At 56.1% G+C, this 26,180-nt stretch carries 28 protein-coding genes and 1 tRNA gene; 15 read left to right on the top strand and 14 right to left on the bottom strand.

Annotated elements, in window-relative coordinates:
* Positions 1–55 precede the first annotated feature (55 nt).
* From KQI65_06570 to KQI65_06535, 8 genes are all read right to left on the bottom strand, one after another.
* A complete protein-coding gene (locus KQI65_06570) occupies positions 56–826 on the bottom strand; it encodes a hypothetical protein (GenBank protein ID MCB2204397.1) in 771 nt (256 codons plus the stop codon).
* 135 nt (positions 827–961) lie between these two features.
* Positions 962–2,401: a Ni/Fe hydrogenase subunit alpha gene (locus tag KQI65_06565; GenBank protein ID MCB2204396.1), complete on the bottom strand. Its 1,440-nt coding sequence runs from the start codon at positions 2,399–2,401 to the stop codon at positions 962–964.
* A complete protein-coding gene (locus KQI65_06560; GenBank protein MCB2204395.1) occupies positions 2,394–2,930 on the bottom strand; it encodes an NADP oxidoreductase in 537 nt (178 codons plus the stop codon). The genes KQI65_06565 and KQI65_06560 overlap by 8 nt, the downstream gene beginning before the upstream one ends.
* Positions 2,927–3,637 (bottom strand): bidirectional hydrogenase complex protein HoxU, encoded by a 711-nt coding sequence (gene hoxU / locus KQI65_06555; protein MCB2204394.1) that lies wholly within the window; start codon positions 3,635–3,637, stop codon positions 2,927–2,929. The genes KQI65_06560 and hoxU overlap by 4 nt, the downstream gene beginning before the upstream one ends.
* Positions 3,630–5,318, bottom strand: a complete 1,689-nt coding sequence (locus KQI65_06550; GenBank protein ID MCB2204393.1) for an SLBB domain-containing protein — start codon at positions 5,316–5,318, stop codon at positions 3,630–3,632. The genes hoxU and KQI65_06550 overlap by 8 nt, the downstream gene beginning before the upstream one ends.
* Before the next feature lie 52 nt (positions 5,319–5,370).
* Positions 5,371–5,856 (bottom strand): NAD(P)H-dependent oxidoreductase subunit E, encoded by a 486-nt coding sequence (locus tag KQI65_06545; protein ID MCB2204392.1) that lies wholly within the window; start codon positions 5,854–5,856, stop codon positions 5,371–5,373.
* A 23-nt stretch (positions 5,857–5,879) separates the two neighbouring features.
* Entirely contained in the window at positions 5,880–6,248 is a 369-nt protein-coding gene (locus KQI65_06540) for a co-chaperone GroES family protein (GenBank protein MCB2204391.1), read from the bottom strand.
* 7 nt (positions 6,249–6,255) lie between these two features.
* Positions 6,256–7,623, bottom strand: a complete 1,368-nt coding sequence (locus KQI65_06535) for a PhoH family protein (GenBank protein ID MCB2204390.1) — start codon at positions 7,621–7,623, stop codon at positions 6,256–6,258.
* Positions 7,624–7,765: 142 nt separating this feature from the next.
* Between KQI65_06535 and KQI65_06530 the strand changes: the two genes are divergently transcribed.
* A complete protein-coding gene (locus KQI65_06530; GenBank protein ID MCB2204389.1) occupies positions 7,766–8,239 on the top strand; it encodes a dCMP deaminase family protein in 474 nt (157 codons plus the stop codon).
* A 151-nt stretch (positions 8,240–8,390) separates the two neighbouring features.
* On the opposite strand, the gene KQI65_06525 is transcribed toward KQI65_06530, so the two are convergent.
* The 5 genes from KQI65_06525 to KQI65_06505 form a co-directional block, all read right to left on the bottom strand.
* Positions 8,391–9,914 carry an OmpA family protein gene (locus tag KQI65_06525; protein ID MCB2204388.1) on the bottom strand — a complete coding sequence of 508 codons (1,524 nt, stop codon included), beginning with the start codon at positions 9,912–9,914 and terminating at the stop codon, positions 8,391–8,393.
* Between the two features lie 18 nt (positions 9,915–9,932).
* The gene (locus KQI65_06520; protein ID MCB2204387.1) at positions 9,933–10,841 is read right to left on the bottom strand and encodes a hypothetical protein; all 909 of its coding nucleotides are present in this window, start codon (positions 10,839–10,841) and stop codon (positions 9,933–9,935) included.
* Between the two features lie 197 nt (positions 10,842–11,038).
* Positions 11,039–11,446 (bottom strand): cytidine deaminase, encoded by a 408-nt coding sequence (gene cdd, locus KQI65_06515; protein ID MCB2204386.1) that lies wholly within the window; start codon positions 11,444–11,446, stop codon positions 11,039–11,041.
* Between the two features lie 56 nt (positions 11,447–11,502).
* Positions 11,503–11,575: transfer RNA gene (locus KQI65_06510), tRNA-Ala, on the bottom strand.
* Between the two features lie 82 nt (positions 11,576–11,657).
* A complete protein-coding gene (locus KQI65_06505) occupies positions 11,658–12,302 on the bottom strand; it encodes a putative DNA binding domain-containing protein (GenBank protein ID MCB2204385.1) in 645 nt (214 codons plus the stop codon).
* Between the two features lie 54 nt (positions 12,303–12,356).
* Between KQI65_06505 and KQI65_06500 the strand changes: the two genes are divergently transcribed.
* From KQI65_06500 to KQI65_06435, 14 genes are all read left to right on the top strand, one after another.
* A complete protein-coding gene (locus tag KQI65_06500; GenBank protein MCB2204384.1) occupies positions 12,357–13,406 on the top strand; it encodes a radical SAM protein in 1,050 nt (349 codons plus the stop codon).
* A 277-nt stretch (positions 13,407–13,683) separates the two neighbouring features.
* Entirely contained in the window at positions 13,684–14,673 is a 990-nt protein-coding gene (locus tag KQI65_06495) for an AAA family ATPase (GenBank protein ID MCB2204383.1), read from the top strand.
* Positions 14,674–14,718: 45 nt separating this feature from the next.
* Positions 14,719–15,594, top strand: coding sequence for a DUF58 domain-containing protein (locus tag KQI65_06490; protein MCB2204382.1), 876 nt, complete (start codon positions 14,719–14,721; stop codon positions 15,592–15,594).
* Positions 15,594–16,643: a hypothetical protein gene (locus KQI65_06485; protein MCB2204381.1), complete on the top strand. Its 1,050-nt coding sequence runs from the start codon at positions 15,594–15,596 to the stop codon at positions 16,641–16,643. The genes KQI65_06490 and KQI65_06485 overlap by 1 nt, the downstream gene beginning before the upstream one ends.
* Positions 16,636–17,634 carry a VWA domain-containing protein gene (locus KQI65_06480; protein MCB2204380.1) on the top strand — a complete coding sequence of 333 codons (999 nt, stop codon included), beginning with the start codon at positions 16,636–16,638 and terminating at the stop codon, positions 17,632–17,634. Before KQI65_06485 ends, KQI65_06480 begins: the two co-directional genes overlap by 8 nt.
* Before the next feature lie 33 nt (positions 17,635–17,667).
* On the top strand, positions 17,668–18,711 hold the full coding sequence (locus KQI65_06475; protein MCB2204379.1) for a VWA domain-containing protein: 1,044 nt from the start codon (positions 17,668–17,670) through the stop codon (positions 18,709–18,711).
* A gap of 1 nt (position 18,712) precedes the next feature.
* Positions 18,713–19,558 carry a tetratricopeptide repeat protein gene (locus KQI65_06470; GenBank protein ID MCB2204378.1) on the top strand — a complete coding sequence of 282 codons (846 nt, stop codon included), beginning with the start codon at positions 18,713–18,715 and terminating at the stop codon, positions 19,556–19,558.
* A gap of 3 nt (positions 19,559–19,561) precedes the next feature.
* Positions 19,562–21,406: a BatD family protein gene (locus KQI65_06465; protein ID MCB2204377.1), complete on the top strand. Its 1,845-nt coding sequence runs from the start codon at positions 19,562–19,564 to the stop codon at positions 21,404–21,406.
* Positions 21,403–22,158: a tetratricopeptide repeat protein gene (locus KQI65_06460; GenBank protein MCB2204376.1), complete on the top strand. Its 756-nt coding sequence runs from the start codon at positions 21,403–21,405 to the stop codon at positions 22,156–22,158. Before KQI65_06465 ends, KQI65_06460 begins: the two co-directional genes overlap by 4 nt.
* A gap of 102 nt (positions 22,159–22,260) precedes the next feature.
* Positions 22,261–23,037 (top strand): outer membrane beta-barrel protein, encoded by a 777-nt coding sequence (locus KQI65_06455; GenBank protein MCB2204375.1) that lies wholly within the window; start codon positions 22,261–22,263, stop codon positions 23,035–23,037.
* Positions 23,038–23,057: 20 nt separating this feature from the next.
* Positions 23,058–23,846: a PorT family protein gene (locus KQI65_06450; GenBank protein ID MCB2204374.1), complete on the top strand. Its 789-nt coding sequence runs from the start codon at positions 23,058–23,060 to the stop codon at positions 23,844–23,846.
* Between the two features lie 32 nt (positions 23,847–23,878).
* On the top strand, positions 23,879–24,538 hold the full coding sequence (gene deoC, locus KQI65_06445; GenBank protein MCB2204373.1) for a deoxyribose-phosphate aldolase: 660 nt from the start codon (positions 23,879–23,881) through the stop codon (positions 24,536–24,538).
* Between the two features lie 20 nt (positions 24,539–24,558).
* Positions 24,559–25,125: an SPOR domain-containing protein gene (locus KQI65_06440; GenBank protein MCB2204372.1), complete on the top strand. Its 567-nt coding sequence runs from the start codon at positions 24,559–24,561 to the stop codon at positions 25,123–25,125.
* A gap of 126 nt (positions 25,126–25,251) precedes the next feature.
* Complete coding sequence (locus KQI65_06435) at positions 25,252–25,659, top strand: SPOR domain-containing protein (protein ID MCB2204371.1); 408 nt, start codon at positions 25,252–25,254, stop codon at positions 25,657–25,659.
* A 79-nt stretch (positions 25,660–25,738) separates the two neighbouring features.
* On the opposite strand, the gene KQI65_06430 is transcribed toward KQI65_06435, so the two are convergent.
* Positions 25,739–26,179 (bottom strand): hypothetical protein, encoded by a 441-nt coding sequence (locus KQI65_06430; protein ID MCB2204370.1) that lies wholly within the window; start codon positions 26,177–26,179, stop codon positions 25,739–25,741.
* Between the last annotated feature and the right edge of the window lies 1 nt (position 26,180).

Below are 26,180 nucleotides of genomic sequence, written 5' to 3'. Positions count from 1 at the left end.
GGAAAAAGAAAGCGGGCCCGTGTGGGCCCGCAAAAGTATGGTCGCCAGTCTCTTCTCAGATATTGAACAGGTACGAGAGATGGAACATGACGTTGGGCAGATGAAACTGGTCTTCCATGTTCGGAAGATTGTCATGCGATTCCTTCAGAATCTCGTTGAACGTCCATCCCAGGCTGATGCCGAGATTGAGATCGCCCACGGGGGATTTGACGATGGGGAATTCCCCACCGGCCCGCAGTTCGATCAATGTGTTCACATCCTCGATATCCGGTGTGATATCCTTGCGAAGAATGCGTCCCTCAGGATTGTTGATGTTTTCCGGGGGAGCGAGTCCGGCGTCTGGAATGGGAAAATCCGCGGAGTTGGTCATCTCACTCGAGGCGGGGAAGCCGATGTTCATCCCGATGAAAAACTCGCTGAACTGCAGCATGGCTGTCACGACGGTGTACTGGAACGTGCCTTCCGTAGTCAGGGGACTGTCGAAGGTCCAGCGGTGATTCTCATTGTCGATGTCGACGGACACGTGGTTGTTCTCATCGCTGAACGCGAGTGTGTGGTAGCCGAGTCCGGCGACAACACGGGTTTTTCCGCCGATGGGAATACTGGCGCGCACGCCGAAATTGGATCCAAGGCCGAGGCTGCGCGAAACCTGGCTCACATTGTAATCGGTGGTGTTCATCGCAAGCGTCAGTCCGGCAAGCGCTCCGATCTTGATATGTGTGTCTTCTTCGTTTGTCGCATCTTCAACCACGACGCGGGTCTGTGCGAGTGCCAGGGATGATGTGGCAAGGAAAAGCACCATAATTGGAATGACGGCCCTTCTCATGCAGCCTCCTCGTAATATGTTGTTATCTGGTAATTGTCTGCGCAAAAGTACGATTTTCTCGCTTTACTACAAAAGAAGCGAGGGGGTTGCGATGCCTGTTGGAAAGGGGTTGAACGTCTGCGCAGGGATGAGAGCTCAGCGTGTGAAGCGGCGCAGCACATCCCCATTGCTGTCGCGGTATGTGACGTTGAGCGGCATCTGTCCCAGTGCGTGTGTAGCACAGCTGAAGCATGGATCGAAAGCGCGTATCCCTGCTTCGATGGTGTTGAGCATGCCTTCACTCATTTCGGTTCCACTGTTCGGAACGATCGATCGGGCGATATCCCTGATTGTGCGGTTCATTGCACTGTTGTTTTGCGCGGTGGCGATCAGGAGATTGACACCGTTGACGATGCCATCGTCGTCCACGCGGTAATCATGGAACAGCGTTCCACGTGGAGCCTCCGTACAGCCAATGCCGCGCCTGCTGTTGCTGAAGGCCCGTGCGCGCAGCTGTCCGCTGTCCATCGCACCGACCTCGCCGAGCAGTTCCTCGATGCGCTCAAGGGCGAAGAGAACTTCGATCAGCCGTGCATAATGCATGTAGGCGTTGTGCTGCACGGTTTTTCCGTCACCGGCGATGGAGCGGAATGATTTCAGCTCTGCATCCGATTTCGGGGAGCCGGTGTGCGCGCAGATGTTGAGCCGGGCGAGGGGACCGACCCTGTACACACCCTTTTCGGCTCCCAGTGCACGGTAGTGGGGGAAGGACATGTACGACCATTCTTCGGTCTCTTCCGCGATGAGGCTGTCGTACGCGCTGTGCGCGGCGTGCTCGAGCGGCGTGCCATCGCTTCCGACCATGTGCAGGTCGCCGTCGTAATATTCGAGTTCGCCATCCTCGCCGCCCATGGCAAGGAACAGCGTCGGTGATCCGGCGAAGGCATTGAGATCTGCCATATGTGCATCCAGCCACGATTTCACCAGATCGAGTGCCTGGCGCACGGTTGTGAAGGCTTCGGGGAGTCCGTCAAGTATGATCTCCCTGTCTCGCGCATCGATTCCACTGCGTACACCACCGGGGATAACATAATCGGCATGAATGCGTTTTCCCGTGATCCGTGATATGACCTCCTGCGCCCACTTCCTGAGGCGGATTCCCCGGCGCATGAGCTCCCCGTGCTCACCGAGCATCGCAAACATGCTGCGGGATTCCGCGGGTGCCTGCATTCCCAGCAGAAGATCAGGTGCGGAGAAATGGAAAAAGCTGAGCGTGTGTGACTGCACCCACTGCGCGAGAATGAGAATGCGGCGGAGGGTCACAGCCGCAGGGGGAACGGCGACCGCGAGAATTTCATCGCCGGCGCGTGCCGAAGTTACGGCGTGACTGACGGGACACACCCCGCAGATGCGGCTGGTGAGCCGTGGCATTTCCCAGATGAGGTGTCCCCTGCAGAATTGTTCAAACCCCCGGTACTCTGCGACATGCAGCCGGGCGTCCTGCACACGATCTTCTGCATCGAAAAGGATGCTTATACTCGCATGTCCTTCGACACGTGTCAGGGGATCGATCATGATTTTACGTGTATCAGCCATAGCGCAGTTTCTCCCTGTCGAGCACAGGCTGCCGGTCATGCAGCAGCTCGTTGATCACGTACCATATCAGTTCGGCAGAGGGAGGACAGCCGGGAAGGAAATAGTCGACAGCAACGTACTGATGCAGTGGCGAAGCCTGTGCGAGGAGCTGTGGAAGCGGATTGTCGTCGCCCACGGCCAGCGCTTCACCCATGCTCCCGAAACCGCTCTGCAGGGCCGCTTTCTTTCCTCCCGTGTTTCGCATGGCCGTGATATTTCCTGCGACAGCACAGTCTCCGAAAGACACAAGCGACACGGATGACTCCCTGACAGAGCGCAGCATGCGGAGGTCGCTCTCGGTATTCACCGCACCTTCGACAAGGCAGATGTCCACTTCGCGGGGAAAGGTTTTGACATCCATGAGCGGAGAGTACACGATGTCTGCGAGCGCAGGGAGTTCGAGCAGCTTTTCATCCATGTCGAGAAAGGACATGTGACACCCCGTACAGCCACCAAGCCAGATCGTAGCAAATCGCTTGCGTGTGCTCATTTCTGCCTCCGCGTAACGTTCACCATGTAGCGCAGGAAGTCAGCTTTCCTGCTGCTGTCCGCGTGGCGGAGGCCCTTTTCGAACAGGGAACCCGTGGGACAGACGAGCAGACATTTGCCGCATGAAGTGCAGCTGCGCGCTTCTCCCCAGCGCTCTTCGAGATCACTGACTATCCACGATGCAACCCCGCGTCCCGCGATATCAAGCGTCTGCGCGCCCTCGATTTCATCGCACACGCGCACGCAGCGTGCGCAGAGAATGCAGCGGTTGTGATCGAGCACGAAGCGATCATGGGAGGAATCCACCTCTCGCTGCGGATGCAGATAATCGAAACGCACGTGATCCATGCCGACGTCGTATGCGAGATCCTGGAGATCGCAGTGTCCGTTCACCACGCAGACCGCGCAGACATGATTCCCTTCGGCGAACAGCAGTTCGAGAATCATGCGACGGTATTTTTCAATGCGCGGCGAACTGCTGCGCACGACCATCTGTTCTTCCACACGCGTGACACAGGCGGGCTGCAGGCGATTGTTTCCTTCGATTTCCACGAGGCAGAGGCGGCAGGCTCCGGTATCCGACAGTCCGTCGAGATGACAGAGCGTGGGAATGCGAATGCCATGTTCTCTCGCCGCATCAAGCACCGTCGCGCCGGCAGGCGCACTGATCATTTCACCGTCAATGGTCAGCGTGCGGATCTCAGACATGGGCGCCTCCAGACTCGATACCGGCGGCATCGCCCGCAGCTTCGGTGGAATGCACTGGGCAGACGCCTGCTTCACAGACATGGTCACGGTAATGCCGTTCAAACTCGGGACGGAAGAAATGCAGGGCAGATATGACAGGATTGGGAGCCGCCTGTCCGAGTCCGCAGAGACTGGTGTCTTTCACCATGACGCACAGCTCTTCAAGCGTCTCGATATCCTGCTCACTCGCGACGCCGCGGCGAATGCGATCGAGCAGCCGTGAAAGCTGTACGGTACCAACGCGGCAGGGAATGCACTTTCCGCAGGACTCGCTCTGGCAGAATTCCATGAAATACGCGGCGACATCGACCATGCACGACGAATCGTCCATCACGATCATACCACCGGAGCCCATGATCGAGCCTGCCTGCGCGAGGGATTCGTAGTCGACGGGGATATCGAGATGCTTTTCAGGTATGCAGCCACCTGATGGACCACCGGTCTGCACCGCCTTGAAGCTGCCACCGTCCGTGATACCGCCGCCAATATCGAAAATCACTTCCCGCAGCGTCGTTCCCATCGGGACTTCGATCAGTCCGGTGTCGCGCACGCGTCCCGCCAGCGCAAAAACCTTGGTACCGGTACTGCGCTTCGTGCCAATGCCCTGGAACCAGCGTGCTCCTCGATGGATAATGGGTGCGACATTGGCGAACGTCTCGACATTGTTCACCACCGTCGGTTTCCCCCAGAGTCCCACCTGCGAGGGGTAGGGGGGACGAGGATTCGGCTGCCCGCGTTTCCCCTCGATGGAATGCAGCAGGGCGGTTTCCTCGCCGGAGACGAAGGCGCCCGCCCCCATGCGCAGATCCACCCTGAAACTGAAGCCGGAATCGAAAATCCTGTTGCCGAGGAGCTGCTTCCTCTCCGCTTCCGTGATGGCGCGTTTCATGCGGTCGACAGCGAGAGGATACTCGCCGCGCACGTATACGAAGCCCTGGGTGGCACCGACGGCATACCCCGCAACGGCCATTCCTTCGAGTATCGCATGGGGATTGCCTTCGAGCATGGCGCGATCCATGAACGCCCCGGGATCGCCTTCGTCCGCATTGCAGACCACGTATTTCTGCTGCGACGTCCCACGTCGCACGATGTCCCATTTCAACCCGGTCGGATATCCGCCGCCTCCGCGGCCCCGGAGTCCCGCGTTGCGGATTTCCAGGATGATATGTTCCGGCGACTGATACGTCACCGCTTTCGCGAGCGCCTCATAGCCGCCATGTGCGATATAGTCTTCAATGCTTTCAGGGTCGATGCGTCCCATATGCTCAAGCACAACCGGCGTCTGTCTTGTGAAGAACGGGTAGTCTTCGGGAAGCATACGTTCCTTCAGCGGCTTCCCATTAATGACATGCTCCCGAATGATACGTTCCGCATCCCCGGCTGTGATCCGCGTGTAGGTGACATCGCCGGGAAGGACACGCAGGAGTGGACCCTGTCCGCACAGTCCCATGCAGCCGGTGGTTACAATTCTGATTTCCGGACGAATCCCTTCTTCTTCACAAACGGATTCAAATGCGCGTTGAATTTCCGCCGCTCCCGCCGAGCGGCAGGTCCCGCTGCCGCAGATCTGTATCTCGGCCCGGAATGACGCGAGCTGCTCCCGGTACAACGCACCGATCTGGTACAGGTCTTCTATCGTCATGCGTCATGCTCCACGGTCATACAGTTTGCTCCACCGTCAGTCCGCTCCATGGTCATCCCTCCGGATCCTGAAGTTCTGCAATCGCATTGCTGACGTCTTCGGTGCGGGCATCGACAATCGTGCGATGGTCGACCTGGAGCAGGGGACCGCGTCCACAGGCACCGAGGCAGTGGGCGGAGCGCAGACGAAGCGAATCGGTCGTGCCGTTCTCCTCACACTGGCATTCCTCGTGGGCGGTACGCAGCAGCGCCGCGGCGCCATTGACATAGCAGGCAGTACCCATGCAAATGGTCATTTCGTGCGCGCGGGGTTTTTCAAGAGAAAAAAGAGGATAGAAACTGGCGACACCGAAAACACGGCTTCGTGGCAGGGAAAGTGCATCCGCGATATAGGCGAGTACATCACGAGGGAGATATCCGAACACATCCTGTGCCGTATGCAGCAATTCGATCAGAGCCTCCGGCCGGCCCTGATGCCGGCTGAGTGCGCGGTCGAGCTGTTTGTGACGACTGTCGGTATGAGGCGGAGTGTACTCCATGAGGCTACAGTACTGCGAACGCGTTATGGTGTGGTGACGACCTCGTTTCGGACGATCAGCAGGATGGCGGCATGCGGTACGATGACGTAACGGTTCTCTTCAAACTCCACCTCAATGCCTTGCGATTTCATGAAGATGACGTAATCACCTTCCTCGACCTGCAGCGGAATGTATTTGATCGGGTCCTTTTTTTCCGCCCAGGGCTCATCCTCGAAGCCGGGATTCGGGACGGCGTACCCCGGTCCGGTTTTCACGACGAAGCCGCTCTGTATTTTTTCCTTTTCCTGTACGCTCGGGGGAAGGTAGAGGCCGGATTTCGTCATACCTTCCGGATCCTCCGGTGTGACGAGGACACGGTCTCCAACCACAAACAGCTTTTTGACGTTTCTCATCGCTGCCTCAGAGCAGATCGCTGGCAAGCTCGGCGAGATCGGATCGTTCACCCTTCTCGAGTGTCACGTGGGCATAGAGGCTCTGTCCCTGCATCTTGTCGATGAGGTAGCTGAGTCCGTTCGACCGGCTGTCGAGATAGGGATGATCGATCTGGTAAATGTCGCCGGTGAATATGAATTTTGTGCCTTCGCCGGCGCGTGTGATAATGGTCTTGATCTCGTGCGGTGTCAGGTTCTGCGCTTCATCGACGATGAAATATATATTCACCAGGCTGCGGCCCCTGATATACGCGAGCGGGGAAATGACAAGCTTTTCCTCCTTCAGCATTTCCGCGATGCGCCGGTGCTTGACGTCGGATTCTGCGAACTGGTTCTGGATGACACCCAGGTTATCGAACAGCGGCTGCATGTAGGGATCGAGCTTGGAATGAATATCACCGGGGAGGAAACCGAGGTCCTTGTTGCTGAGAGGAACGACGGGACGTGCGAGGTAGATCTGCCTGTACAGTTTGCGTTTCTCCAGCGCGGCCGCCAGGGCGAGCAGGGTTTTCCCGGTGCCCGCTTTTCCGCACATCGAGACGAGCGGAATGTTGGGATCCGTCAGTGCCTGCAGGGCGAAAGTCTGCTCGGAATTTCGCGGCGTGATGCCGTAGGCCTGGAACTTGTCGATTCGCTTGACCTGCCGCATCTGTGCGTCATACGTTGCGAGCGCCGATTTCTTGCCGCAGCGCACGATGAAATATTCGTTGGGACGAAAGCTGTTGGCATCCTCGAACTCTTCAGCCGGCACTTCGAACGGCATCTGGTACAACCGGTCAATGATCGTGTCATCCACCACCTCGAGCACCCGTCGTCCGGTGTACAGCGTGTCGAGGTCCTTGACCATGTCGGAAGCATAATCCTGCGACCGCAGTCCCATGCCTTTCGCTTTCATCCGCAGGTTGACGTCCTTCGTGACGAGTATGACCTGCTTGCCCGGGAATTCCGCATTCAGCGCGTATGCACAGTGCAGGATGCGGTGATCGGGCGTCTGTGTCGGGAAACTGCGGGCAAATTCGCTCTCGAGTTCCTGATCGAGGCGGATGGAGATATTGCCCATTTTGTCACCGATTTTCACGCCGCCGTTGAACAGTTTGTCACCGCTCAGCGTATCGAGCGAGCGCACAAATTCACGCGCGTGGAAATTCAGTGTTTCATTACCCTTCTTGAATTGATCCAGTTCTTCCAGCACGGCAATCGGAATGACGATGTCATGCTCCTCGAACTTGTGGATGCAGGAGCTGTCATGAAGGATGACATTGGTATCGATGACAAAGATCTTTTTTCTGCGGGAGGGAGTGCGAGTGGTCGTCTTCTTTGTGGTTTTCCGCGGCATACATCATCCTCGGGATGGAACTGCGTTTATCACTTCACAAGTTAGTCGTATTTCCTGTAATCACAAGCCGGATGAATGATGAAATTCCGCCGTTCATCATGTATATTCCAGCCATTACATCGATACGTCATCAGGAGGATACATGTCGCCACGACGAAGCTGGGACGCCTATTTCATGAGAATTGCCACGCTGGTTGCTGATCGGGCAACCTGTTCGCGCGCAAAAATCGGAGCGGTGATCGTGAAGGACAAGAACATCATCGCCACGGGGTACAATGGCTCGCCGGCGGGACACCCGCATTGCACCGATGTGGGCTGCCTGATCTACGTTTCACGCAATCCCGACGGTGAAGAGGAGGAAAACTGTTTCCGCACGATTCATGCTGAAATCAACGCCATCGCCCAGGCGGCGAAGCATGGAGTGGAAATCGAGGGTGCCGACATCTATGTCACGGCAAGTCCCTGTTATCATTGTCTGAAGACAATCATGAATACGGGGATCAAACGGATCATCTACCTCAAACCCTACAAAATCCATCGCATTGAGCCTTTGCTGGCACATTCCAGCATCGAACTGTATCAGCTTCCCCCCGAAGAACTTCTCGAGACGGAATAACAGAACAGGCGCCTGCGGGGCGCCTGTTCTGCATAGAGGGGGAATTTATTATTGATTCTGGCTGCATTATGCAGATTCTGCATATTTCACGGACGGAAAATATGCAGAATCTGCATAAACGAGTCCGTCAGAATATGCAGTTTCTGCATAATTACCGGGAAGTGACGCGGAATTCAACGCGGCGGTTGAGTGCACGTCCCTCATCGGTGTCATTTTCAGCAACCGGCTGTTCCATGCCATAGCCGTTGGCTGTCAGGCGTGCAGGTGAGATACCTTTTTTGACGAGGTATTCACGCACCGCCTGTGCACGGTCATGCGAAAGCTTTTTGTTGTATTCGCGTGACCCCACATTGTCGGTGTGTCCGGCGAGCTCAACCTTGACCGTGGGATTGCCTTTCAGCCAGTCGGCCGCCCTGTCGAGATCCACGTACGATGCGGGCTGCAGCGTTGCCTTGTCGAAATCGAAGTAGACAAGCAGGCGCACGATGTCGCGAGTCATGGCGATGTCTTTGCGAACCATCTTGTTCATCGACTCGGCCGGGACGTCGAAGCGGTCGGAATAGAACAGGTAACCAGGTGCTTCCGCGGTGATGACGTAACTCTTTCCAGGCTGGAGTACTACGATGTAATCACCGTTGACTTCATCGCTGTAGAAAGTACTCAGGACCTCATTGGTCTCAATGTCGCGTACCGTGAGGGCAGCGCCCACCGGGGCGTCATTGCGGGAATCGGTGACGCGTCCCATCACCGTTGTCACACCGCTGGGCGGGAGGGGATTCGGGACGGCGAGATAGACATCCAGACCACCGCTGCCACCGGGACGATCACTGGCAAAGTAGAGATCGTCGGAGTTCAGTCTGAGACTGCAGAAGTAGTCGTCATATTCGCTGTTGATGGGCGTGCCGATATGCTGCGGTTCGGACCATCCCCGCTGCGATTTCCGCGTGCGGTAGATATCGAGTCCGCCGATTCCGGGCTGCATGTCGCTGGAGAAATACAGTGTCTGATTGTCTGCAGCGATGTAGGGGGCGACCTCATCACCGCTGGTGTTGATCGTCGCCGGCAGGTTCACGGCCTTGCCGAAATCACCGCCGTACGTGCGACTGCACATCCAGATATCGGTGCCACCCTGTCCACCCGGGCGCTCGGAGGAAAAGAACAGCAGGAGTCCGTCAGGCGAGAGGCTTGGCTGCGAATCCCACGAAGATGAGTTCACATTCCGCCCGAGATTCGAGATGTTGCGCCAGCTGCCACCGATGTATTCGGCGATGTAGAGATCGCAGTCTCCAACGCCATCGGCCCGGTCACAGGCGGTGAACACCATCCACCTTCCGTCAGGAGTGATTGTCGTTCCGCCTTCGTCACCGGAAGAGTTGAGAACGGGACCCGCGGCCTGGATCTGCTCCCAGTCCGTCTGTCCCATGACGGCGGAATAGATATCCTGATCCCCGTTGCGGTTTGATGTGAAATACAGAACTTTCCCCGTACCGAGCAGCAGGGGTGCAAAATCATCGTCGGAAGAATTGAAATCGCCACCAAGCGAACGGACAGTTACGTCGTAGTTCTGTGGTGTGATCATTTTTCGTTGTGGTTTCATTTCCTCCTGCGCCATGGCCGTCGTCGCGAGAAGCAGCAGCGGCAGGAACAGGCATAATGTGCGTGCCAGATGTTTCATGCTCGTATTCTCCTCGTGTTAGTCGATATGCCAGCGAAGGCCGATGGTAATGAAGCTTGTAATCATGTTGAAATCCGGATTGACGAAGCCGGCGTCGATGGCGGCCTGGTCCACCTGGTCGCTATCGATCAGATCGCCCATCGGAATGGCGACTGCGGCCTCGGGTGTCAGTGACAGCGAAGGCGTGAGCGGAATCCAGAGTCCGAGTCCGAGTTTGAAATCGAGGCGTGAATCCTTGAACTGCTGAATTTCACCTTCCGTACTTCCCTCACGAAGCATGTTCGGGATCGATCCGTTCATGTCTTCCCAGTAGTAGAGATCTGCGGGATCAACGATGCTCTGATTGAGTGTGAAGTTGTTGGAAGAAAGTGAACTGTAGGCGAAGCCGAGAAGAGCGTACACCGGAGTCGTAGGGATATTGATGCGTGCGAGGATATCCGCACTGAGGTAATCGAAGCTCATGTCGGTTTCATTGTGCAGTATCGCGGTTTGCAGGGGCTCTGTCGGGTGCTGAATCTCCAGGTCCGTTTCAGATGTCCCCGTGCGCGTGTGGTAGTAGCCTTTGATGACAATCCCGAAAATGTCCGACAGTGGGAAATCCACGGTCGCCCCGAGATACAGTCCGAGGCCGTCGCCTTCATCAGCGCTGCCGAACCAGTCGAGTTCGGGAACGTAAGGATGAGGAATGATGTAGTAGACTGGTCCGTCCTGGAAGCGGGAATAGGTCAGCCCCGCATCGACACCGATATACCAGACATAATCACTGGGTTGCGTACGTTCGGGACGTAGTACGTCCCCGCCGTCGCGCAGCCATGATCGAGAGGGCTGCCGATCAGGTCCGTCCGCGAATCCCTGCTGCGGGAGCGCAGGGAGCAGCAGTCCGCTGATCAGCATTACAGCCAGACAGGTGCGTAGAGATAGGCGCATGTCCATGAATCCTGAATGTTGATAGGAATTTGGCATATGTCACGACAACGAATCCCTGCGGGTTGCAGGAATGCGAAAGTCAAATAGCTGATGGATATGGCCCTATTATATGTCTATTTGCACAGTTTTGCAACAGGCGGAAAGTGATTTGTCCTGCGCACCGGCGAGACTTCGTCGCCTGATACGGACGCGAGGTGTCAGTCTTTCAAAAAATCCGCGTTGAAGGGTTCCGGCAGCAGGTTGGTAAGGGAGAGGATGCGCGGGTTTTCGTGTGCATCAGAGAGGATGATGGGGAGGGAAGGATTGAACTCGCTCAGTACCTGGCGGCAGGCACCGCAGGGGGGCACGGCCTCGCCGTCTGCAACGATGGCGATGGCGAGGAAAGAGGTGTAGCCAGCAGTAACGGCGGCAAACACTGCCGTGCGCTCTGCGCAGCAGGTGAGAGAGTAAGAGCTGTTCTCGACATTGCAGCCCGGGACGACACTGCCGTCTTCTGTCAGCAGCGCGGCACCGACGCGGAAACCGCTGTACGGGGCATGTGCCTGCTCGCGGGCCTCGCGGGCGATAGTGAGGAGTTCTCTGGCGGTCTCGACGGGGAAGTCCATGATGCCTCGAAGCAATGGGAGATACAAAAAAAGGCCTGATGTATTCAGACCTTTTGTGGACCCAGACGGGATCGAACCGACGACCTCTACAATGCCATTGTAGCGCTCTCCCAACTGAGCTATGGGCCCGAGGGGTTCACAAATGTAGTACCTTTTTCACATGAATGCAAACCACAGGGAGATCTGCCATGCGGGCCGGCGATGCAGCGATTCATCCGGGTATCATCTGCGTGAAATAGTCCGTTTTCTCATGCGTGTGAATGGCCACGGCTCCGGCGCGTACGAGGCGCACGAGAAGGCGGGAAGCGCGGCGTTCACTCACGTTGATGAGACGGGCATATTCCTTCACCGTGATGCGTTCATTTTTTTCGAAGTAGCGGAAAAGCCTGCGCTCGGCTTCCCCGTATACCAGCCGCACCGGTTCGGAGGCGCCATACTGGTGGCGCAGAACGCGAATCATTTCTTTCGAAGCCTGTATGCTCTTTTCCCCGACACGCACGAAGGCCTTCTGTTCTTCGCCATCGTCGACGAGATAATGCGGTTTGCGCTCGCTCTCGGGAATCTCGATACAGATCACATCGCATCCGTCGAAATTGAAAATATCCACCGCGTGCTCCACGGGGGGATCACAGAGATGACGAGCGGCGAACGCGATGTCCTCCATTTCCGCTTTTTCGCTTTCAACGCCGACAACGGACCTGTCGTCATCGATGCCAAAAAGAATGATTCCCCCACGTGTATTCGCGAACGCGATCATCTCCCGGGCGATCTTGGCTGGAGTCGAGACCTTGCGCTTGAATTCGACGGTGAGTCCTTCACCTTCTTCAATGCGGGCTGTGACGTCGTGAAATCTCATAATCCTGTCATCATGTGTCTGCTCTCAGTATGAGGAAAAACGTGATGGCAGACAATGGGGTTTCCCGCCCGCAAAAAAAACTGCGCAGGATTTTGTACTATTGCAGCAGTCGACGATCACCAGCACAGGCATGCGATGCCCATTCTCTGCAACTATTACCTCACCTATCGCTGCAATGCATACTGCGATTTCTGTCACTTCGGGGATCACAAGGCGTTTCACGCGAGTCGGCATGCACCGACGGCAGATGTCATGCGCAATATCCCGGATCTGCGGCGGCTGGGTGTGCGCTTTATCGACCTGACGGGAGGGGAACCGCTGCTTCATCCCGACATCGATGCCATCGCGGGTGAGGCGCAGAGGCATGGCATGCGTACGAGCATCACGACGAATGGACTGCTCTACCCTAAACTGGCGGAGCGCCTGCGGGGGAAGGTGGATCTCCTGCACTTTTCACTCGACAGCGCTGACGCAGAACAGCATGATGCCATGCGCGGTATCGCGTGTTTCAGCCATGTGCTCGAGTCGCTCGATATCGCGCGCGAGCTCGGTGAAAAACCGGATCTGCTGTTCACCGTCACGAACGAGAATTACCGGCAGATGGATGCGGTGTACGAGCTGGCGCAGGAGCGGGGATTGCTGCTGCTGCTCAATCCCATCTTCAGCTATTTCCGGGAAGAGGGACTCGGTGCAGAGGCGCTCGCATACACCGAACAGTTTGCGCGCAAGAGCATGGTATACCTCAATCCTTCCTTCATCACCCTGCGCCGCATGGGCGGAAATGACCCGCAGGATCCGCTGTGCAAGGCGGTGAGCAGGGTGATCGTGCTGAGTCCCGAAAACGAAATCCTTCTTCCATGCTATCATCTGCATTTCGAAAAAATCCCTGTCGGCGACAGTCTGGTCGATGCCTGGCAGCAGCCCCGTGTGCAGTGGCATCGTGAGCGGGAAGGACGACACGACTTCTGTGAAGGCTGCACCATCAACTGCTACTTCGAACCTTCATTCGCCTTTCCCACCAACCGGCTCGCTCTCGCTTCTGTACCATCCAAAATCCGCTACGGATACGCGAAGTACGTCCTTCAAACACTGCGAAAGCGCTGAACCTCCTGTTGAAGGGGTTGCATCTGTTTCAGGGGTTGCATCTGTTTCAGGGGTTGAATCTGTTTCAGGGGTTGAATGGCATCCGGGAACATCCCGGGCGGTGATGCGTCCAAATACCGATGCAAATGCACCGGGGGACGCATTTCGGGTTTGCAACCGTTGAACTTCAATGCGTATTTTCGGGTTTTGCAGACAGCGGGAACGAGTCGTGGCAGCACGCAGGGTATTCCGTTTCCGCCATAAAACAGTAACAATGTGCGTTCAGTCGAGAGGCAGCATGGAAGTCAATATCCAGGAAATCAACGAACGGATTCAGAAAGAGAGCGCATTCGTCGACGCGCTTCGCATGGAGATCGGCAAGGTGATCATCGGCCAGAAAGGCATGGTCGACCGTCTGCTGATCGGCGTGCTGGCCGATGGACATATTCTGCTCGAGGGCGTCCCGGGCCTGGCAAAAACGACGGCGATCAAAACGCTGGCATCAGCGATGAAAGCATCGTTTCACCGCATCCAGTTCACTCCCGATCTGCTTCCGGCCGATTTGATCGGCACAATGATCTACAATCAGAAGAACGGCGAGTTCCAGACGAAGCAGGGACCGATTTTCGCCAATTTCATCCTTGCCGACGAAATCAACCGTTCGCCCGCCAAGGTGCAGAGTGCACTGCTCGAGGCAATGCAGGAACGGCAGGTCACCATCGGGGAAGAAACGTTTTTCCTCCCGCGTCCCTTCCTCGTCATGGCAACGCAGAACCCCATCGAACAGGAAGGCACCTATCCGCTTCCCGAAGCGCAGGTCGACCGTTTCATGCTCAAGGTGAAAATCGACTATCCTTCGCGGGAGGAAGAACTCGGCATCATGCGTCAGCAGATTGCCTCGGAGCTGCCGGTCGCCAATCCCGTCGTTTCCACCGAGGATATTCTCAATGCCCGTCAGGCACTGCATGAAGTGTACATGGATGAAAAGATCGAGCGCTACATCCTCGATATCGTCCAGGCCACGCGTGACCCGCGGGCATTCAATCTCGAGCGGCTCGCGAGCTACATCGCCTATGGCGGTTCCCCGCGCGCCAGCATCAACCTCGCCGTCGCCGGCAAGGCGCATGCCTTCATTCAGCGCCGGGGCTACGTGATACCTGAAGACATTCGTGCCGTCTGCTTCGACGTGCTGCGCCACCGAGTGGCGGTGACCTACGAAGCGGAAGCGGAGGAAATGAACTCGGAAATGATCATCCAGGAAATACTCGACAGCATCGAAGTGCCCTGATACCGACGTCATTTTCTGCATCACGGATTACGATAACAGAGGTTCATGGATACCAAGCAGATTCTCAGGAATGTGCGGCAGATAGAAATTCGCACGAGGGGACTGGTCAACCAGCTCTTTTCGGGAGAATACCACAGCGTGTTCAAAGGACGCGGCATGGAATTTTCCGAAGTGCGCGAGTACCAGTTCGGGGATGATGTCCGCACCATCGACTGGAACGTTTCCGCGCGTTTCAATCGTCCTTTCATAAAAGTGTTCGAGGAGGAACGCGAACTCACTGTCATGCTGCTCGTGGATATGAGCGGCTCACAGGACTATGGTTCAGGCACGCGGAGCAAGCGCGACATCGCCGCTGAACTGTGCGCAGTGCTCGCGTTCAGCGCCATCAAGAACAATGACAAGGTCGGCATGATCATTTTCACCGACCGCATCGAGAAGTTCATTCCACCCAAGAAGGGACGCTCGCATATCCTGCGCATCATCCGCGACATCATCGCGTTTCGTCCCGAAAGCAGCGGCACCAGTCTGCGCTCCGCACTCGAGTATTTCAATCACGTCACGAAAAAGCGCTCCATCGCATTTCTCGTTTCCGACTTCATGGATGACGAATATGAACAGCCCATGAAAATTGTTGCGAGAAAGCACGATCTGATCGCCGTACAGCTCGACGATCCGAGAGAGCGGGAACTGCCGGATGTCGGACTCGTCAAGCTGCGCGATGCGGAGAGCGCAGCCGAGCGCTGGGTCGACACGTCTATGAAAGCCGTGCGGAATGCGTACCAACAGGCATGGGAGCACCGGATCACGAAACGCGAGCGCATGTTCCTTGCCTCGAACGTGGACGCGATTCGTATTGATGTGCAGAAAGGATATATCCAGCCGCTGGTCGAATTTTTCCGCATGAGGGAGAGGCGGTACTGATGGAGCAGAAAAAATACTTGAAGGCGTTTATCCTCCTGCTTGCGGCAGTGTCCCTGCTTGCAGCTGCGTCCCTGCACGCGCAGGAAAGCCTGCACGCGCAGGAAGTAGAAGGTCAGGAAGCAGCAGAAACGAAAGGCTCTGCGGACGCAACGATTACGATTCATACCGATTCGACAAATTACCTGATCGGCGAGTGGATACCACTGCACCTGCAGGTAGATGCTCCAGCCGAGTGGAAGCTCATACTTCCCGCCACCGATGACGATTTCGAGAATGCGGAATTCGTTTCCGGTGAAGAAGCGGAACGCAGCAGGAAGGGCGGCAGACAGCAGTTTGAGCAGAACCTCACCGTGACGGTTTTCGATACCGGGCGCATCCCCGTTTCCGCCATCCTGCATTTCATGCGTCCGGGTGATACGACCACCTACGCGCTCAGAAGCGCACCGATTGATTTCACCGTGAGTACGGTCGCGCTCGACACGAATATCACGTTCAAGGATATCCGTGACGTGATGCATGTGCCACTGACGATTTGGGATTACCTCATGTACGCCGGCATTGTGCTGCTGCTCGCCGTGCTTGGCTGGCTGGGCTACCGCTGGTATCGCGATCGCGACAACGGTGAGGAGGAAGAGGTCGAGCCGGAACCCGATCTGCCGGCGGATGTCATCGCCCTGCGGGCCCTGGAACAACTCAGGCAGGAGGCGCTCTGGCAGAAAGGCGAACATAAGATGTATCAGGCGCGGCTTACGGATATTCTGCGCGCATATATCGAACGGCGGTTTGCAGTTCCCGCACTGGAGCATCCGACGAGCGAGCTCATGCCCGATGTGGCGATGCTCGGCCTCACGCCGGCACTCGTTGCCGATCTCGAACGTACGTTGAGGACCGCCGACATGAGCAAGTTTGCCCGCTATGTGCCGACTGCGGACGAGCACGAGCGTGCCATGGCCCTGGCCACGCATTTCGTCGAAGAGACCAGGAAGTCGGTGCAGTCCACGGAAGAACATCCCTCCACGGAAGCCAAAGGAGGTGATGCGCATGTTTGAGCATATCACACAGTTCGCGAATCCTGAGCTGCTCTGGCTGCTTCTGCTTATTCCGCTTCTGCTGATCTGGTACGTGTTCAAGCAGGGGAGGCTCACCGCGGCTCTCCGGCATTCATCGATCAAGCCGTTTGCCTCGCTTCCCGTTGGATTGCGCGTGCGTTTTCGGCATCTGCCCTTTGCGCTGCGCATGATCGCCCTTGCGCTGATTATCGTGGCCTTCGCCCGTCCCCAGTCATCCGCACGCGGAGAGAAAGTGTACCGCGAGGGTATCGACATCACCATCGTACTTGATATTTCAGGTTCCATGCTCGCCGAGGACCTCAGGCCGAACCGGCTTGAGGCGGCGAAAAACGTCGCGGAAGACTTTATCGAAAACCGGATCAACGACCGTATTGGACTCGTCATCTTCGCCGGCGAGAGCTTTACGCAATGTCCGCTCACCACGGACTACGCCGTGCTGATCGACCTGCTCGACAAGGTCAAGACTGGCTATCTGCAGGACGGTACGGCAATCGGTGAAGGCATCGCCAATGCGGTAAACCGGATGAAGAACAGCAAATCGAAAAGCAAGGTGATGATTCTGCTTACCGATGGCGTCAACAACATGGGATCCATCGATCCCGCGACAGCCGCGGAAATCGCCAAAACCTTCGGAATACGTATTTACACCATCGGTGTCGGCACACGCGGCATGGCCCCGTACCCGGTGAAAACACCCTTCGGCATTCAGTATCAGCCCATGCCCGTCGAAATCGATGAAGACATGCTCACGCAGGTGGCCAACATTACGGACGGCAAGTATTTCCGCGCCACGAGCAACAAGAAGCTGAAGGAGATTTACGAAGAGATCGACAAGCTGGAACGGACGAAGATCGAGGTAACCGAGTTCCATCGTTACACGGAGCTGTTCTACGACTATCTGCTGCTCGGTATGGCTCTGCTGATCGCGGAGTTACTGCTTTCGAACTTTGTCTTCAGGAAAATCCCGTAGTCACGAAAAAGTCATTTCACATCGTCGATACGCATGATTCAATTCGCCCATCCGGAATATCTGACCTACCTGCTCGTGCTGCCCGCCGTGGCGGCATTGCTGTGGTTTGCCTGGTTTCTGAAGCGCCGGCGCCTGCAGGCGTACGGAGAGCGCAGTACGCTGCATCGCATGACTCCCGGCAGGAGCCGAGTCAAGTTCTGGCTCCGGGGTTCGATATTCCTTCTCGCTCTCGCGGTATGCATCGTGGCATACGCGAATCCGAAAATCGGCACCAAATTCGAAGAAGTCACCCGCAGCGGCATTGACCTCATCGTCGCGGTCGATGTCTCCAGCAGTATGAATGCCGAAGATATTCAGCCCAACCGCATCAGCGCCGCAAAAAAGGAATTGCAGAACCTGATCAACAATCTGAAGGGCGATCGTATCGGTATCATCGTCTTCGCGGGAGATGCGTATACGCAGCTGCCGCTGACATCGGATTACAATGCAGCACTCATGCTTACCGATGTGATCACCACAGGCATCGCACCGACACCGGGTACGGCGATCGGATCCGCCATAGACCTGGCGAGGGAATCGTTCAAGAAAGAGGAAGGGAAATACAAGGCGATGGTCGTAATTACGGACGGTGAAAATCATGAAGACGATCCGGTCAGCGCTGCCAAGGAAGCGGCAGCGGAAGGAATCGTCATTCACACCATCGGTATGGGTTCGCTCGAGGGCGCCCCGATCCCCGTAGGCGGCAACGGGCAGGGTTTCAAGAAATCCGAAGACGGGGAGCTCGTTCTCTCCCGCCTCGATGCAGAAACTTTGCGGGAAATCGCGAAAGTCACGGGGGGGAGCTTTACCCAGGCGCTGAGTGGACGGGACAATCTCGCCACCGTATTCGCGCAGATCGAACGCATGGAAAAAAAGGAATTCGGTACGAAGCAGTTCACCGATTATGAAGACCGTTTTCAGTATCTGCTCGCGCTCGCGCTCGTGCTGCTGATCGGGGAACTGCTCATCTCGGAAACCCGGAACAGGTTCCTCTCCCGCTTTTCCATTTTTGCACCACCACAAGATTCGGAGGGCTGATATGAGAACGCGCATCCTCATTGTCATACTGCTCTCGATGACTGCGGCAACACTGTCGGCACAGTCGTACCGTTCGACGGTAAACGAGGGCAATGAATATTACAGCCAGCAGGAATATGACCGCGCCCGAGAGAAATACGAACAGGCGTCCGTCGAAGAGCCCGATCGCGTTGAAAGCTATTTCAACAACGGGAACGCAGCGTATCGCGCAGACGATATCAAGGCGGCTCTCGAAGCATACGAGAAAGCCGGGACACGCGTGGAAAACCCCGATCAGCTGGCGACGACGTTTTACAACGCCGGGAATACCTTTCTGCAGGCAGCGGACAAGGGGATGGAAAATCCACTGTTGCAGCAGGCGGCCGGTGGACAGGGTGGGGATATGCGTATGCAGGGCTATCTGCATGCCATTGACATGTACAAACGGGCGCTCAAGCTTCGTCCGGCGGATGAAGAAGCCCGATACAATCTGACCTACGCCAAAAAGAAGCTGGAAGAGCTGCAGCAGCAACAGCAGAACAAAGATCAGAACAAGGATCAGAAGAAAGACCAGAAGCAGGACAAGAATAAGGATCAGGATCAGAAAGACAAGAGCAAGGACGAGCAGCAGCAGAAGAAAGATCAGCAGCAGCAGGACCAGCAGCAGCAACAGAATCAGAAAGACCAGGATCAGAAAGAGGACGCAAAGAAGAACGAGCAGCAGAAGTCCAAACCCGAGCAGGAGCAGAAGATGTCGAAGCAGCAGGCTGAGCAGATTCTGCGCGCACTCGAACGCGAGGAAAAAGCTCTGCAGAAGAAGAAGCGGGCCAAGGTAAACGCACGCGCAAATGTGGAGAAGGACTGGTAAGACATGAAGCGGCTGATAGCGTTCATAGCAGTGCTCAGTGTGCTCGCACCCGCGGTGTGGGCGCAGGACGTGCAGTTCACCTGCAGCGTGGACAGAACGGAAGTTGCCGTGGGAGAGCAGTTCCAGGTGACATATTCCCTGTCTGGAGGGAGTCTTCGCCGCTACTCGGATTTCAACGCACCGAACCTTAACAGCAATTTCCTCACGCTCCACGGTCCGTCTACCTCGCAGCAGATGCAGATCATCAACGGACGCGTCAGTACGACCATCTCGTGGAGCTACGTTCTTCAACCGCGCAGCGTTGGCAGCTTCACCGTTCCATCCGCCAGCATCAACTACGATGGCTCCAGGCTCAGCAGCAACACCGTGCGTATCAAGGTGACGAAGGCCGTTCCGCAATCAGGGAATCAGCAGCAGCAGCAGGGGGGAAGCACACAATCGCGCAACATTGATCTGGGAGACGAGCTGTTTATTCGTGCCATTGCGAACAAATCCGATGTCTATATCGGTGAACCGATCACCGTTACCTACAAGCTGTATTCCCGCGTCGCTTTTCAGCTCGATAATCCCATCAAACTGCCACGCATGGTTGGCTTCTGGTCCGAGGATGTCGAAACACCGACCCAGCTGCGTCCACGGGTCGAAGTGTACAAGGGACGGCAGTACGAGACTTTCATGCTGCGTAAAGTGCTGTATTTCCCGACGCAGACCGGGAAGCTGACGATTGATCCCTTCGAAGTCGGGACCACTGTACGCGTTCGCAAACCGCGTGAGCGACGGGGGAATGACGCATTTGACCGTTTTTTCTCCGATCCGTTTTTCGATCGTTATGAAAACGTGAAGAAATCGCTGCTGACACAGAAACTGAATGTGAACGTGCGCGCACTCCCTGAAACGGACAAACCCGAAAACTTCAAGGGTGTTGTCGGTTCGTACGACATGAACGTGCAGTTGGACAGGCGAAAGCTCAAGGCGAATGAAACCGCAACGCTGACGGTGAAGCTGAGTGGACAGGGAAATATCCGTTTGCTCGATGAGCCGTCGATCACGTTCCCCGCGGGAGTGGATCATTATGATCCGACCATAAGCGAGGATGTGCATCCTGAAGGCGGCACCATGACAGGCAGCAAGACCTTCGAGTATATCCTGGTGCCGCGTTATGCGGGCAAGGTCACGCTACCACCGGTGACCTTCAGCTATTTCGATCTCGAGAGCAAGCAGTATATCACCCTTCACAGCGCGTCTTTCGAGCTCGATATCGCCGAAGGCGACGCGCGGCAGCAGGCAGGACAGCTTGAGCAGGAGTACATTGACTACCTTTCGGAAGATGTGCGGCCGATACGCACCGTCTCAGGTCCATTGCCCTCCAGCGAGGATCCGGGTATTCCGTTGCCACTCATGGCGCTCTTCTACCTCATGCCGGTTGTCGCCACCGTCGGCGCGCTGCTCTGGAAGCGGCGGTATGATGCCGCAAGAGGTGATGTCGCAGGAATGAAGCGCCGCCGCGCTACCCGTGTCGCGGAAAAACACCTGCAGAATTCACGACGTTATCTCGAGCAGGGTGAAACCGATACGTACTATCTCGAAATTGCCCGTGCGCTCTGGGGGTATGTGCAGGACAAACTGGGACTCTCCACCTCTGCCACCACAATGGCCGCAATTGTGGATGCCCTTCGGAAGGACGGCGTTGATGATGCGCTCAGTGCACAATTACAGAAAGCTCTCGACCGCGTGGAATTTGCACGATTTTCGCCGACACGGGCGAACGAGCAGGAGATGCAGTCACTGTATGACGAAACACGTGAAGCCATCATTTCCCTCGAAGAAGCCATGCGGAGGAGCGCATGATGAGAATATTCTGCATTGTAATCCTCTCCTTGCTTTCTGTTGCCGTCGTGCAGGCGCAACCACGGGATCGCTTCGACGAAGCAACGAGCGCCTATTCCAACGCCGAATACAAACAGGCGATACAGCTGCTGCACGATCTGGAAAATGAAGGCTATGCCTCTTTCCCGGTGTATTACAATCTCGGGAACGCCTATTACAAGAACGGAAACCTCGGCGCAGCAATGCTGTATTTCGAGAAGGCGCTTCTGCAGGAGCCGGGGAATGCGGACGTACTCCATAACATTCGTGTGGTGCGCGCCCGGACCCGCGACCGCGTCGAACCGATTCCGTTGCTTTTCTTCGTTCGCTGGTGGAATGATGTGCAGAACGCATACCTGCCCGCAACGTTTTTCAGCTGGTCGGTCGCCTTCCTGTGGCTGCTCGCCGCATCCCTGTTTCTCTTCTTCGGGTTCCGCCGCGTATTGCTGCGCCGCATCGCACTGGTGGCAAGCATCGCGACAGGCGTCTTTTTCATTCTGACCGTTGTCCTCTACAGCACACGTCTCGAGCAGATCAGTGCACACAGCAATGCCATCATCATGCCTGATGAAACCACCGTTCTGAGTACGCCCGACGCCACCGGAGTCGAGAGTTTCGTGGTACATGAGGGATTGAAAGTGCAGATCCTGGAGGTACGGGAGGAGATGTACCATATCCGTCTCGCCGACGGGAAAAACGGCTGGATTCCGCGATCCGCCGCTGAGCGTATCTGAGCGTATCTGAGCACATCTGAGCACATCCGAGTGCATTTGAGCGGTTGTATCTTAGGCAGGGTGATTGTAATATGCCGGATACATCATATACACATCGTTGATATGCGCACCTTGGCCCTGATTCTTACTCTCCTACTTCTAAGCTCCACGCCGCTTTCCGCGGGTAATCCCCCCGGGGGAGAGGACGATATTCTGCGTCCCGTCCCGTTTCGACTTCACATCGGTCCCTATGCCGGTGGTGCCTGGATAGCGGGAAGTGGCAGTTTCAAGACACTTTGCGACTGTGAATACAACGGAGGAAACGGACTGGGATTCGATCTTGGCGGTTTTGCGGATTATCCCCTCAGCAGGGATTTTTCCGTGATGGCGACGGTGGGATTGCGTTCGATGACACCCGTGTACGAGAAATCGCAGACACGTCTGGAGTATATCGAGATTCCACCTGCGGAAGGGGAGTTTCGCAACATCAATTTCGATCTCGAAAGCACCGTTCAGCTGACTCTGCTGCAATTTGCTGTACTCGCGAAATGGGATTTGCCGCTTCGCGGTCTTTATGTCGCCGCCGGTCCGGAACTCGGTGTGGTGTTTTCCGACAATATCGAAGAAGTGGAAACCATTACCACTCCTGGGATAGGTTATGATACAAACGGGGGCAGCGAGCAGGTCGTGATGGACGACGGACTGTCGCAGTATTATGACGACAGCGGTTATCAGCTTGCACTCAGTGCAAGGCTCGGATACATCATTCCTCTGCACGAGCGACTTGAACTGGCCCCCGAGCTTTCCTTTTCACTGGGACAGACGCCGCTCGCCTCCAACTATCAGAGCTGGAGGCTCAATGCGTTCCGCGCACAGATATATCTGCGCTTCGCCATATGAACACTCTGCGGAGAAGTACCATGCATGCTCGTTTCCAGTCTCGCCTCATCCTGCTCGCATTGACCGCTGCCACGCTTTCATTTGTCATGCTTACTCTGCCTGCCTCCGCGCAGCGCTACCGTCAGAGCCATGGATTCCGCCAGGCGTATCCGGGATCCGTTGCCATAGGGATCGTCGGTGGCGGCAATTACAATCTCGGCGTCAGCGGTCCCAGAGCCGACTGCAACTGTGAATATGACAATGGCGACGGTGCGGGGTATCATGCCGGACTGCAGCTCGATTTCTTCATCAATCGCTATTTGGGATTGCGCCTGGAAGGACTTTTTCAGGATCACAGTACCGAGTACATCACCAATCGCAATGCGGAGATGATTGCAATCGATGGCAGCACTGTCCCCGTGGAGTTCGAGCAGCGTTCGGATGTCGCACTCCAGTACATCACGACATCGTTCAGTGCACTCTGGTTTACCGGTGCCGGGGGACTGTATTTCATCGCCGGCGCGAGCGCCGGTTTTTATACGACAGGAACACTCACCGAAGAGATTTACCTGAAAACCGAGGGCTATACGTTTCCCAGCTCCGGAACGAACAAGATGGTGTACAAGGATGGCGCGCTCGAGGACTTTGGAGATCCCGGGCTTCGTGCCGCTATTCTTCTGGGGATAGGATTCGACCTGCCTCTCGGCAGAAGCGCCGCCCTGGCCCCTGAACTGCAGGCCAACATACCGGTAACGTCTGTGACAGACGGAAACGCCGACTGGAGAATCAATGTAATCAGGGCATCGGTGGCGCTTCGCTTCGGAATCTGATACGGGAGCAGAAACACATGCAGGAACATCGCATCGATACGGAACTCGCGGGCAGAATTGATCACACCCTTCTTAAACCGGAGGCCGGAGAGCGGGATATTCTCCGGCTCTGCGATGAGGCACGTCAATATGGATTTGCCTCCGTATGTGTCAATCCATCATGGGTGCGTCTCTGTGCAAATGTGCTGCAGGAAAGCGCACCGCGTGTGTGCACGGTGATCGGATTCCCGCTTGGCGCAAACAGAACAGACGTCAAGGTCCGGGAAACTGAAAACGCGGCAGCGGATGGCGCCGGAGAATTCGATATGGTGCTGCATGTCGGCAGACTACGCGAAGGCGACTATGCCTACGTCGAAAACGATATCGCATCCGTTGCGCACGCTGCCAGGCAAAGCGTCGATGAAGCCATTATCAAGGTCATCCTGGAAACATGCCTGCTCAGCGATACGGAAGTTATCGAAGCCTGCAATCTCGCGGTGAACGCCGGCGCGGAATTTGTCAAGACTTCTACCGGGTTCAGCAGTGGAGGCGCCACTGTTGAGGCTGTCCGGCTGATGCGCAGTACCGTAGGGGAAAGCGCAGACGTGAAAGCCAGCGGGGGCATCCGTGACCGTGACACCGCCTTACGCATGATCGATGCGGGAGCCACCCGTATCGGGGCAAGTGCCGGTATTGAAATTGTTCGTCTCTGAAATCTTATCCGGAGCATACCATGTTGCATCGCAAATTTTTCCCCCTCATGTTCATTTTTGCATCGCTGATGTTCGTAGCGGCATGCAGTTCAAGTGAGGAAGTGAACTCCAAGGACGGCGCGCAGGGGGACGAAAGTTTCCAGAAAGTCGACCAGGAAGAATCGATCATCCCGGAAACGGATGAACCCGTTGAAATCGAAGTTGTGGAAGATGAAGGGGAGGCCGAGGTCGAACCTGTTCCCATCAGGGATGAGGAACCGGCAGCGGCTACGGAAGCTGAGCCGCCGGCAAAGCAGGAGGCGCCGCCCGTGGAGAAAACGCAGCCCGCAAACGTGGCACCGCGCAGCGGCAGTATGATGTGGAGCGTGCAGCTCGGTGCGTTCAAAAACGAATCCGGTGCCTTCGAACTCGTCAACGAACTCAAAAACAAGTTCAATCAGCCGGTGTACAAGCGCTATGATGCTGCGACCGGTTACTACAAGGTTACGCTGGGCTCCTTCCAGAAGCGTGATGAGGCCGCTTCCTTCAAAGCGGAAGTACAGTCTCTTGGTTACCCGGATGCATTCACGGTTGAGGTTGCACGCTAATTCATGCGAGTACGTAATTCACACCTTCGAAACGCCTCTGTCATCGCAGTACTGCTCGGGATAGCTTTTCTCACCGGCTGTTCGGCGTCTTCTGACGTGACACCTGTCAAGCAGGAGGATAAGCCGATGCAGGAACACGAAAAGGAATTCGATCCGGCAAAATACAGGAAACCCGAGGAAAAGGAAGCGACGGAGGTCAAACCCTCCGAACGCGCCGATATCCCTGAAGAGACGCAATGGACTGAGCGCATCGAGAAGACGATGGGATATCGTATCCAGCTGTATTCTACCACCAGCGTGGATGAAGCGCAGCGGCAGATTACGCGTTTTCATGACAGGCTTGATTCTCTCGATATGCAGGTGGGACGGCTTGATCTGACCTTCGATGCGCCGTATTACAAGTTGCGTATGGGGGATTTTCTGCTTCGTCCCCCGGCCGATTCCGTCCGCGCTCTGCTTCATGAACGCGGTATGACTGAAGCCTGGGTCGTACGAGACCGTGTCCAGCACAAGGTGCGTGTCAAGGCGGAATAAGGTTTCACGGATGTGATGAAAGAAAAAGTCCCTGCGCATGCTCCGTGCAGGGACTTTTTTTCACTGTGCTGTGTACGTCTCAGTTTTTCTGAACCAGCAGACGATGCTGAAGCTGATTGCTGATGGAAACGAAAAATGCAAGGATGTCATCGGTGCTGCGAAGCTGCTCACAATCGACGGATGCCGGGGCATCGAACACTGCGCTGGTGAGATAGGCCTTGAATCGGATGCTTTCCGTTTTTCCTTCCGTCACCAGCGAATCGACCAGTGTGCTGACTTCATCGAGATTGTACGTGGGGTAGGCAAGGCGCATGCAGGTGAGGTAATAAAGCGCTGATTCGACGAGTCCATCATTGTCCGATTGCAGGGCCAGGGCGTAGTTCGCAGCTGCGAGGTCGAGTGATGGCTTATCCGCTGCACCAAGCCTGGGCATGGCCGGCTGCTCGCCCACTGGCTGCTGGGCGGAAAGGTGAACGGTCACAAAGAGCAGCGTGATGAGCAATGGCAGATAGCGTTTCATG

The organism is bacterium, from assembly GCA_020444325.1.
Classification (GTDB): domain Bacteria; phylum Bacteroidota; class Ignavibacteria; order SZUA-365; family SZUA-365; genus BM516.
The sequence above is the reverse complement of the archived record's forward strand: the minus strand, read 5'-3'. Positions and strand labels throughout refer to the sequence as shown.